We start from the raw sequence: 10,741 nt of genomic DNA, 5'->3' as shown, positions 1-10,741 counted from the left end.
GTAGACTGGTAGCCTTCCGGAATAATACTTGCTTCATAAAGAGCGTCAGGCTCATAATCAGCAGTTGCAAATTCAAAGAAAGGAGAGAATGCATTGGGAATAAGACCGGCTTCGGGAGCTGTCTTATTGATTAAATCGTGTACAAGTTGCAAGCGTTCTCCGGTCCAGAAGTTTTTCCATGCGTCAATGCGTTCTTGTTGTACATGCAAGGGTACAAATATTTGATTCGTATGGGTATAGCTCTTCACAAGTCCGATATTTTGCAGGGAATCGAGTTTGGCAGCCATGATTTCAAAATTCTCTATGGCTTCTTCCATCGTTGCCCCTGAACTTGCGAAGTACTTCTGCTTGTCACCTGTATGGGTTTTGGAACGAAGCAGATTCTCTGAATATGAAGTGCTTTCGGCTTTATAGCCTAAGTTGTGCATGTCGGCATCGAATTGGGTCCCTCCGGCAATATAGAATCCTATACACACTACCGCAGTGGCAAGTATGGTGAAAAGCAGGGGCTTTTTACGGTCGAACGGGTAAGCATTAATACGGTCGATGATGGCGAATGCACGGTGATTCAACTTGTTTTTCCTGGGATTGAGGAACTGTGGTAAAAATACCAGGCTGAAGAATGTAGTCCCCACAATGGCGAAAGCAGCGAAGAGACCAAAGTCCTGTAACAGTTCTGTCCGAATGAAGATAAGTCCCATGAAGGAACCAATGGTGGTAAGGCATCCTAAACAAACAGGTTTGACCTGATCGCGCAACACTTGTTCGGGATCACTGATATATTTATAATGCGTAATGATATGCAGTACATAGCTGAGTGCCACTCCCAGTACTATTGCTCCGATACCGAGTGCCAACAATGAGAAATGTCCTTTTATAAAATACATTGCAGCAAGTCCGAAGAGAGTGCCGAATACCACGGGAAGCAGTAATAGCGGTATGGTATTGTAGTTGCGGAAGCAGATAGAAATAAAGATAAGAACCAGTACTAATGAGCCGATAATAGTTCCTTTTAGGTCCGATTTTATTCGCCATGAATTATAGAATCCACTGGCAGGAGTACCGTGATAGCTGATTTTTACGTCGGGAGCAGAGGCAGAAAACTGTTCTATCTGATCATTCAATATGCGGAATAGGGTAGAACCCTGTCCCGTATTGGTGGCTGAATACATGGGGGTAATAAATACTACACACACTGTGGAGTCTTGGACGAAGAAATGCCCGTTAAGGGTTTTGTAGCTGCCGGCTGCCCCTTCGGTAAAAGGTTTCATCTGTTCCATAAGTAAACCACGCAGTCCTACAGGATCCATCTGTATAAGTTCGGGAAACATACTTCCCACCGGACTCAACAAGTCATCGTGGTTAGCTTTCATTTGTAGCTTCATGTGTGGGTAGGTAAGCATCGCATCGAGACGAGTGTAGACGCTTGTGTCGATATATGCCGGTAAGTGCGCACTCATATAATCGATAACATCCAGCATCAGGTCATCGGGCAATCTGTAGAAAATATTCCCGATGACCTGCTGTGTTGAGTCCATGGCTGCATTTCTAGATTCCAGAGAATCAATGAAAGCATCACATATTTCGGTTATATGTTCCACAGAGGCTCCATTCTTTCCTTCAAAGAGCAAGAATGTTTTATCCTTGATGCGCAGGTTGGCAAAGGCGAGTTTGGTAGTACCATCTTCATTTTTCGATGAGGGCATCAGTTTGTTGATGTCTTCTTCCAGATATATTTTTGAGGCAAAATATCCGAAGAAGGCATATAAAGCAATCATTGACACCCAGAAAACTGCGCGATGATTACGGAAAAAGCGATAAATCTTTATGCAGAATTCTGTCATACTACCATCTCTTTATATCTTTATTATTCACTCTGCCCGAAGTGTGATTCTATATAGTCATAGAGATTGTTGAAGGTCTGAATCTTCTGTAAATCGGTTACGGGAATTTTGATCTTGTAGGTATGCTGGATAATGGCTACAAGATCCACAAGACTGAGGCTGTCCAACGAGAGTGTTTCCTTTACATTGGCATCCGGTGTAAAAAGGTCCTGATCAATTTCAAATTCTTCAGCCAATATGGCATTTACCTGTTCAATAATACTTTCACGTGTCATAATAATTTTCTTTTTAAATGGTTACTATAAATTTCTTACAATAAGGGTTGAGTTTGTTCCGCCGAACCCAAAGGAATTGGAAAGGAACATATCAAAGTGCGCTTCGCGCGTTTCCGGTAATATATGGATACGGGCAGTTTCCTCATCCGGATTTTCAAAGTTGATGTTTCCTGCTATAAAGTCGTTCTTCATCATCAACATCGAGTAGATCAGTTCGCTGGCACCAGCCATCCACATCTCATGCCCTGTCTGGCTTTTGGTGGAGGTTACGGGAACCTTGCAATCGCCGAATATCTGAGCTATGGCTGACGCTTCTCTGCTATCTCCGATACGTGTAGAGGTGGCATGTGCATTGATATAACCTATTTGTTTGGGGGATATACCCCCCTTGTTCGGACACAATTCAAGCGAACGGGCCGGCCCTGCTACATTGGGAGTGGAAATATGATCCCCATTGCCCGAGAATCCCCAACTTACTATTTCTGCGAGTATGGGTGCCCCTCGCTTCACGGCATGTTCGTAGCTCTCTATGATTACTGTTGCCGCACCACCACCGGGTACCAGACCGTCACGGTCGCGGTCGAACGGGCGGCTGGCCTTGGCGGGATTGTCTTCACGTATAGAGAATGATTGGATGCCGTCGAATGAAGCCACGCTGTATAAGTTGGTTTCCTGAGCACCGCCGCATATAATGCAATCCTGCATTCCGCTACGTATAAGTGTGTATGCCAATCCTATAGCCTGGGAACCGGATGCACATGCGGCTGAGGCCGTCAGGTTAATACCGCGCAGTTTGAACAGGCAGGCAAGATTCATCGTCACGGTAGAGTTCATCGACTGGAAAATGGCACCGCTGCCGCAAGCTGATGTATCCTTGAACTCACGAAACTTATCGAGCGCCTGCATGGTAGCTTCAGCTACGGAGTCGTTTCCATAGATAATGCCAATCTCATTTCTGTCCATATAATCTTGATCCAGCTTTGCATTTTCGAGGGCCGACCGTGTGGCCATATAAGCATATTGAGCTTCCTCGGGCATAAAATGCCGTAAATTACGTGGGATGAACGGTTTAAGGTCAGGACACTCTACATCTGCACATAATGCGGAACGGAATCCGGCATCTTTGCGTTCCTGGCTGAAGATAATGCCGCTTTTTCCGGTATATAGCGAATCGCGTACATCTTCGAGTGTTTTTCCGAGGCACGACCATATCCCCATACCTGTGATTACTACTTTTCTTTCCATATCTCTTTTTATCGTTATTATAATTTCTTTTTATAGCATCGTCTCCTTTTTGTCAGAGTGGGATGCAGGGGCTTCCATTGGGTCAGTTCTTTTACATTGTCTTCCAGTTGCGGACCTGTCTCAGCCCATTTAAAGTGACGCTCATTATAAACCGGTATAAGATCATCGAAGAATAATGCGTTTACCCCCAGTCCCTGATAATCGGGACGCACCGCTATCAGGAGCAGTTCGGCTTTTTCCTCTTTTTTCCATTTCAGGGCACGAACCAGATGATACCACCCTAAGGGGAAGAGTTTTCCTTTGGCTTTTTGCAGGGCATGAGACAGACTTCCCATGGTGATTGCCACTCCTATAACTTCTTCATTCTCATTTTGTATGACGGGCAGCATTTGCTTGTCTATCAGTGGGAAGTATCGTTTGACATACATATCCACTTGTTTGTCTGATAATTCTGTATAGCCGAAGAGGGGAGCATAGGCAGTGTTTAAGAGTTTGAATACTTTCCTTCCATAACCGTGCTTTACAACATCAGCGTTGGTTAATTTCTTCACTCGTAGTCCGAACATCTCTTTCGAAAGTTGAGTCACACGGGCATATTTAGACGGTATTTCTTTGGGTACTTCAATGCAAACCTGCACCCAATCCACTTCCTTTTCATACCCTAACGTGTCCATGTGTTTGGGATAGTAGGGATAGTTATATATTGTAATCATTGATCCCAGCTTATCGAAATCTTCAATAAGCATCCCTTCCTTGTCGAAATCGAAAATTCCCATCGGGCCTTGTATATAATCCATACCATGTTCCTTGCCCCATTGCTCCACGGTTTTCAGCAGTGCGGCTGATACTTCCAGGTCATCAATAAAGTCTATGAATCCGAATCGGACGTTCTTCGTTTGCCATTTTTGGTTGGCTCGATAGTTGATGATACCCGCTATGCGGCCAACCGGTTTTCCAGCTTCGTTATATGCAATAAAAGGTTGTAGGACGGAGTATTCCAATCCTGCATTCTTACGCGGATTAAATGTATTACGAATATCCATTTCCAAGTCAGGAACGTAGTATGGACAGTCTGCATACAACCAGTTTGTGAACTTCACAAAATCGTCCATTTCACGCTTCGTTTCTACTTTTTTTATACTGATATTTTCCATAATGAGGGTAAAAATATAAAAGGATTTTCTTATCACAAAGTGGATGAAATAAGTTGCGCCTTATTAACCAATGTTTGAGGATTTCAGAATATCGTCGACCGCTATGATGTGTTTATCTGGGAAACTATGACAATATTATTGATGCGTATATTGTCCTCTTTTTAGTTTGATTCTAAGCTATTCATTTGTTTTACACCAGGGATCATTTCGTGCAGGACTAATGAATAGTATGTTTATCCTTAGGAACAATTGGGTGTTGACCTTGGTCAACAGGCTTGTTAACCAAGGTTGACGGATTCGTTAGCCAAGGTTGATAGGCCTGTTAACCAAGGTCAACACCCGATAAGACTTACTGTGGAGATGAAGAACAAGCAGGGCAAAAGTAAACGGCTGCCTGTCTGTTGCTAAATAACTGCTTATGCTTTTATTGTGAATGGTGTGGGATGAACTTCCTGAAGTATGATATACTTATCCGAAAATGTACAGAGTGTTCGATATCGGACACTCTCCTTTTTTCTCTATCGTCTTGTTTTCAGTTACTTACATTTTTGGCACGCATTTAGTATATATAAATAATGTGAATAATATGCCTGTTCGTTTTTGAAAGCGGAACAGGTTGAAAACTGATAAAATAATAAATAACTCAATATTCAACATGGACAGAGAAATTCCGAAAGAAGTGCGTAACAAAGAGCGCAACAAGAAAATTATCCGCTACGGTGGCATCGGCGTGGCAAGTGTAATCGTTATCAGCGTACTCATCTCATTTATGCGTACGGGAGTGAAAACAAAAGATCTGGTGTTTTCTACGGTTGATAAGGGTACGATTGAAGTCAGTGTTAGTGCATCAGGAAAAGTGGTGCCGGCTTTTGAGGAAATCATCAATTCACCTATCAATACCCGTATTGTCGAGATATATAAGAAAGGTGGAGACAGTGTGGATATAGGTACACCAATCTTGAAACTTGACTTGCAGAGCGTGGAGACGGACTACAAGAAATTGCTGGATGAAGAGCAGATGCGCAGCTATAAGTTGAATCAGCTTCGGGTGAATAATCAGACCAAACTGAATGATCTGGCAATGAAGATTAAAGTATCGGCCATGCAGTTGAACCGTAAAAAAGTGGAATTGCGTAATGAGCAGTATCTCGACAGCTTGGGTTCGGGAACTACGGATAAAGTGCGTCAGGCTGAACTCAGCTATAATGTGGCCCAGTTGGAATATGAGCAGCTGGAGCAGCAGTATGATAATGAAAAGGAAGTGCTTGCTGCCGAATATAAAGTTCAGGAATTGGATTTCAGCATATTCCGCAAGGGACTTGCCGAGATGAAACGTACGCTGGATGATGCACAGATTCGCTCACCGCGTAAAGCTATTCTTACCTATATAAATAATCAGATTGGTGCGCAGGTTTCACAGGGTAGCCAGCTTGCAGTGATTTCCGACCTCAGCCACTTCAAAGTAGAAGGTGAAATAGCTGATACATACGGTGACCGTGTGGCAGCGGGAGGCAAAGCGATTGTAAAAATAGGCAGTGAGAAACTGGAGGGTACAGTTAGCAGTGTGACACCGTTGTCGAAGAATGGAGTGATCTCTTTTACGGTACAGTTGAATGAAGATAATAACCGTCGTTTGCGTTCGGGCTTGAAAACGGATGTCTATGTGATGAATGCAGTGAAAGAAGATGTAATGCGCATTGCTAATGCTTCTTATTATGTGGGACGCGGTGAGTATGAGCTTTTCGTTCGTAACTCTGATAAAGAGATTGTGAAACGTAAGGTACAGTTGGGAGACAGTAACTTTGAGTTTGTGGAAGTAGCCAGTGGCTTACAACCGGGCGACCAGGTGGTGGTGAGCGATATGAGCAACTATAAAAATAAGAATAAGCTGAAACTGAATTAGCTGTAAGTAACCTGATACATAAATCTTATGCACAGGTTTATATCCCCTATAGTGTATCCTCCTATGCGATAATCATTAAAAACGATGATACTATGATTAAACTTTATCTTAAACAAGCGTGGACCATGATAAAGCAGCATCGGCTCTTTACCGGAATCTACGTGGTGGGTACAGGACTTTCAATAGCCCTTGTCATGACACTGTTCATTATCTTTTATGTGAAGTTTGCGCCCATATATCCCGAATATAATCGCAACCGGATGCTGACAGTGACGAAAATGAAGTCTTATCCTAAAGATAATGATAAGAGTTGGAACTGCTCTGCTGTTAGTTATGATGTAGTGAAGATGTTGCAAGATTTGCCACATCTGGAAGCCATTGGTGCAACTGCAAGTAACTATCGTGAAAATTACGTAGAGGTTCCAGATAATAATGAACCGATTAGCATAACCCCGCTTTATACTGATGCCGGCTTCTGGAAGGTTTTTACTTTTCGATTTCTGCATGGAAAGCCTTTCACGCAAGCGGATATTGATGCGAAACGCAGGGAAGTGGTTCTTCCGGTGAGCGTTGCGAGGAAACTGTTTGCTACAGATGACGTAGTGGGAAGGCGCTTTAATATGGATGCACAGGAATATCGGGTTTGCGGAGTGGTGGAAGATGTTTCTGCTGCTACGCCTTCTTCTGTGGGAGATATGTGGTTACCGATAACGCTTAATTCCTGGGTTACTTCGGATGCTACTGGGAAATTGGTAGGTAGTGTCGGTATATATATGACCGCTCCTGATGCTGAGGATAAAGAAGCCTTAAAGGAGGAAGTGCGTGAAGTTTTCAGAAAATTGAATCTTGCCTCCGATAAGTACATGAATGATTTAATGGGGCAGCCCGATGATTATTGGGCCAGTACATTCCGGTTCGACTCTTGTTCAGCTCCTGATTTGGCTTCTGAGTTGAGAATGTATCTCTATATGTTGCTTGCTTTACTTTTCATTCCTGCAATGAACTTGAGTGGTATGATGTCTTCACGTATGGACGAGCGCCTTTCCGAGTTGGGAGTACGCAAAACTTATGGTGCTACTAATATGAGGCTTATAGGGCAGGTATTATGGGAAAATCTCTTGCTAACCTGCATTGGCGGGTTACTGGGATTACTGATCTCTTATCTAATTGTGCTGACGGCAAGTGACTGGATACTTACTCTCTTTGACAGTTATACAGATATGGAAAAAACTCCTTTCCTCTCATTCGAGATGCTTTTCAATCCGACGGTATTCTGTGCGTCATTCGGACTTTGCGTGCTACTGAACCTCATATCTGCACTTATTCCTGCAATATGGGCATTGCGCCGAAACATTATTCAGTCGTTGAACTCTAAACGTTAAGATGCTATGATGAAGATAATAAGACACCAATTATGGAATCAGCGCCGGCAGAATGGTTGGATATTTGTGGAACTGGTGGTCGTGAGTTTTTTTCTCTGGACGGTAATAGATCCTATTTATGTATTGACATCCAATCTTGCCATTGATCCCGGTTATAATGAGGAACGGGCGTATGCCCTTTATATGGAATACTATGATGAATTGCATGGTAAGTATGACAAAACCCAGGACAGCACTGCGATTAAGCAGGAGAATCTGTATCGTATTACCCGCTTGGTGAAGAACTGTCCGGAAGTGGAAAGCTTTGCTTTGGTGACCAGTGCCAGCTTCCCAAACAGCTCTTCGTGGAATGGCGCGGAATACTTCAATGACACATTGAAGGTACATTCGCAATATTACCAGTTTGTACAGACAGAGGGGGGAGATGTATTCCGTACGTATGGTATGAAGGATGCCAAGAGCGGACAGATAATGTCTTTGCCCGAAGATTGCGCTGCTCGTGAAGGGGTGTTTATTACAGAACGTATGGCAGAAGAGCTTTTTGGCACCACAGATGCGGTAGGTAAAAGGGTGAGGTATAATGACAGTACTTTCCATGAGGTTATGGGAGTATTGCAGGATTATAAACACCGGATTAATGAACAACCGGGTAATCTGTTGATACAGGTAAATAGTAAGGTAGGGAATCACAGTTGGATTCAGTGGATGTATATGTTGACTTTCAAATTGAAACCCAATGTGGATGTCCCGACTTTTGAGAAACGCTTCAAGGCGGAAGTGGTTCCCCAACTGAATGTAGGTAATTTCTATTTTACCAAGCTGGGACGTTTTTCAGATATCCGCCACAAATATGAAAATGAGAGTGGAGTGACGAATACTTTACGCCTGCAATATTCATTGGCAGGATTTGCTTTGCTCTGCGTGTTCCTTGGTATGGTAGGCACATTCTGGATACGCTGTAATGCACGGAGGCAAGATATCGGATTGATGCGCAGTATGGGAGCTACAAAGAAAGTTATCCGCAATCAGTTTCTGATGGAGGCATGGCTACTGGTAACAATCGCATTTGCAGTTTCTCTGCCTTTGACTATGCACCGTATCTATGTATCAGGTTTTGCCAATCCGTCTGAGAATGGTAATCCTGTATACTGGCAAAACCAGCCACTGACGCATTTTCTGATAGTCAGTGTACTGGCATATATCGTATTGCTTATTATTGCATTGCTGGGTACGTATGCACCCGTCACCCGCGCGGCAAAGATATTGCCTGCTGAAGCTTTAAGAGATGAATAAAATAACGATGCGGACAGCTGAAAACGGACAGAGTGTTCATTTCCGAACAGCTGCTTGGAAATGTAAATGATTGATAATGAATGTATGTTTGCTTTGGCATACCATTTGACTGAAAGCTGTGAAGAATCTATAAATTGAGAACTGAATAAATCAATAACAATTAAATACTTACCATTATGATTAAATTGACTGAGATAAACAAGATTTATCGTACGAATGAGATTGAAACCGTGGCATTGGAAAATGTGAACCTCGAAGTTGAAAAGGGAGAATTTCTCAGTATCATGGGACCTTCCGGTTGTGGAAAATCTACATTGCTCAACATTATAGGGCTTTTGGATGCCCCCACGAGTGGGATCATTGAGATTGGTGGTACTCGTACAGATGGTATGAAGGATAAGCAACTGGCTGCTTTCCGTAATAAGAAGCTGGGCTTTGTGTTTCAGTCTTTCCACTTGATTAACTCATTGAATGTGCTCGATAATGTAGAACTTCCTTTATTATATAGAAAGGTGTCTGCAAAGGAACGCCGCCACTTGGCAGAAGAGGTGTTGGCAAAGGTCGGTTTGAGCCACCGTATGCGTCACATGCCTACACAACTCTCCGGTGGTCAATGTCAGCGTGTAGCTATTGCCCGTGCCATTATCGGTAATCCTGAGATCATTCTTGCCGATGAGCCGACCGGTAACCTGGACTCTAAGATGGGTGCTGAGGTAATGGAACTGCTGCATCAGTTGAATAAGGAAGACGGACGTACCATTGTAATGGTAACCCATAATGAGGAACAGGCAAAGCAGACAAGCCGTACCGTGCGCTTCTTCGACGGACGCCAGGTAGAATAAGAATTGTAATTAGTAACTCGTAATTATTATGATGCAAACTATTCGTCAAGCCTTTACGATCCTGAGGCAAAATCCGTTGCTGAGCACTATATCCATACTGGGTACGGCTTTTGCCATCACCATGATTATGGCTATCGTGATTACCTGGCAGACGAAGTATGCTGACTTGGAGCCGGAAGTGAACCGCAGTCGTTGTCTGTATTTCTCTGCTATGCACATGCAGGGAAAAGAGAATAAGGATAGGAATAATTATAGCACTCCTTCGGCTGCGTTTATGAAAGAGTGTATACAGCCAATTCCGGAAGTGGAAGCTTGTACTGCATTTACAACGGCAGATGTTGCACTGGTATCTTTAGCTGATGGTAACAACCGATTGAAAGTTGATGCAATGAATACTGATCCTGAATTCTGGAAAGTTTTCAGTATGCAGTTTCTTGGTGGAAGAGCTCTCACTGAAGCCGATCGGGGAGGAGATATGCGCTCTATCGTTATTTGTGCTTCTGTGGCCCGAAAACTTTTTGGAACAACAGAGGCTATTGGGCAGCAAATATTGCTGAATAGAGAACTGTCGCGTATCATCGGAGTTGTGAAGGATGTTTCTGTTACTGCCAAAGATGCTTATGCTCAAGTATGGGGGCTGTACCATACCGATGAATTGAAAGTAACTGGTTGGTGGAGCTATCTGGGTGGAAAAACGATTGCAGTATTGGCACGTACTCCTGATGATTTTCCTGCTATCAGGCAAGGAGTTGAGAAAAGAGTGAAAGATGTCAATGCCGGTCTGGAAGAAATGCAGATGGACA

Annotated in this window: 9 protein-coding genes; 5 read left to right on the top strand and 4 right to left on the bottom strand. The window is 43.3% G+C overall.

Annotated elements, in window-relative coordinates:
- The 4 genes from BACCELL_RS02720 to BACCELL_RS02705 all read right to left on the bottom strand — a co-directional run.
- Nucleotides 1-1,844: MMPL family transporter (locus BACCELL_RS02720; protein ID WP_044153247.1), on the bottom strand; the 1,844-nt coding region annotated here is incomplete at its 3' end.
- 23 nt (nt 1,845-1,867) lie between these two features.
- Entirely contained in the window at nt 1,868-2,119 is a 252-nt protein-coding gene (locus BACCELL_RS02715) for an acyl carrier protein (RefSeq protein WP_007209992.1), read from the bottom strand.
- A 24-nt stretch (nt 2,120-2,143) separates the two neighbouring features.
- Nucleotides 2,144-3,364: a beta-ketoacyl-[acyl-carrier-protein] synthase family protein gene (locus BACCELL_RS02710; RefSeq protein WP_007209991.1), complete on the bottom strand. Its 1,221-nt coding sequence runs from the start codon at nt 3,362-3,364 to the stop codon at nt 2,144-2,146.
- Nucleotides 3,365-3,381: 17 nt separating this feature from the next.
- Nucleotides 3,382-4,518 carry a hypothetical protein gene (locus BACCELL_RS02705; RefSeq protein ID WP_007209990.1) on the bottom strand — a complete coding sequence of 379 codons (1,137 nt, stop codon included), beginning with the start codon at nt 4,516-4,518 and terminating at the stop codon, nt 3,382-3,384.
- Between the two features lie 655 nt (nt 4,519-5,173).
- On the opposite strand from BACCELL_RS02705, the gene BACCELL_RS02700 reads away from it, so the two are divergent.
- The 5 genes from BACCELL_RS02700 to BACCELL_RS02680 form a co-directional block, all read left to right on the top strand.
- Nucleotides 5,174-6,421: an efflux RND transporter periplasmic adaptor subunit gene (locus BACCELL_RS02700; protein ID WP_007209988.1), complete on the top strand. Its 1,248-nt coding sequence runs from the start codon at nt 5,174-5,176 to the stop codon at nt 6,419-6,421.
- Nucleotides 6,422-6,513: 92 nt separating this feature from the next.
- Nucleotides 6,514-7,803 carry an ABC transporter permease gene (locus BACCELL_RS02695; RefSeq protein ID WP_007209987.1) on the top strand — a complete coding sequence of 430 codons (1,290 nt, stop codon included), beginning with the start codon at nt 6,514-6,516 and terminating at the stop codon, nt 7,801-7,803.
- Nucleotides 7,804-7,809: 6 nt separating this feature from the next.
- Nucleotides 7,810-9,096, top strand: a complete 1,287-nt coding sequence (locus BACCELL_RS02690; protein WP_007209986.1) for an ABC transporter permease — start codon at nt 7,810-7,812, stop codon at nt 9,094-9,096.
- Between the two features lie 176 nt (nt 9,097-9,272).
- A complete protein-coding gene (locus BACCELL_RS02685) occupies nt 9,273-9,938 on the top strand; it encodes an ABC transporter ATP-binding protein (RefSeq protein ID WP_007209985.1) in 666 nt (221 codons plus the stop codon).
- Nucleotides 9,939-9,969: 31 nt separating this feature from the next.
- On the top strand, nt 9,970-10,741 hold a 772-nt coding region (locus BACCELL_RS02680), incomplete at its 3' end, for an ABC transporter permease (protein ID WP_044153245.1).

This window comes from Bacteroides cellulosilyticus DSM 14838 (assembly GCF_000158035.1).
Lineage (GTDB): Bacteria > Bacteroidota > Bacteroidia > Bacteroidales > Bacteroidaceae > Bacteroides > Bacteroides cellulosilyticus.
This window is presented reverse-complemented; position numbering and strand designations above follow the sequence as displayed.

Excerpts from the sequence above, each read along its gene's own strand:
- BACCELL_RS02685 (WP_007209985.1), top strand. The coding sequence starts at position 9,273 with ATGATTAAATTGACTGAGATAAACAAGATTTATCGTACGAATGAGATT.
- BACCELL_RS02695 (WP_007209987.1), top strand. The coding sequence starts at position 6,514 with ATGATTAAACTTTATCTTAAACAAGCGTGGACCATGATAAAGCAGCAT.
- BACCELL_RS02710 (WP_007209991.1), bottom strand. The coding sequence starts at position 3,364 with ATGGAAAGAAAAGTAGTAATCACAGGTATGGGGATATGGTCGTGCCTC.
- BACCELL_RS02715 (WP_007209992.1), bottom strand. The coding sequence starts at position 2,119 with ATGACACGTGAAAGTATTATTGAACAGGTAAATGCCATATTGGCTGAA.
- BACCELL_RS02705 (WP_007209990.1), bottom strand. The coding sequence starts at position 4,518 with ATGGAAAATATCAGTATAAAAAAAGTAGAAACGAAGCGTGAAATGGAC.
- BACCELL_RS02700 (WP_007209988.1), top strand. The coding sequence starts at position 5,174 with ATGGACAGAGAAATTCCGAAAGAAGTGCGTAACAAAGAGCGCAACAAG.
- BACCELL_RS02690 (WP_007209986.1), top strand. The coding sequence starts at position 7,810 with ATGATGAAGATAATAAGACACCAATTATGGAATCAGCGCCGGCAGAAT.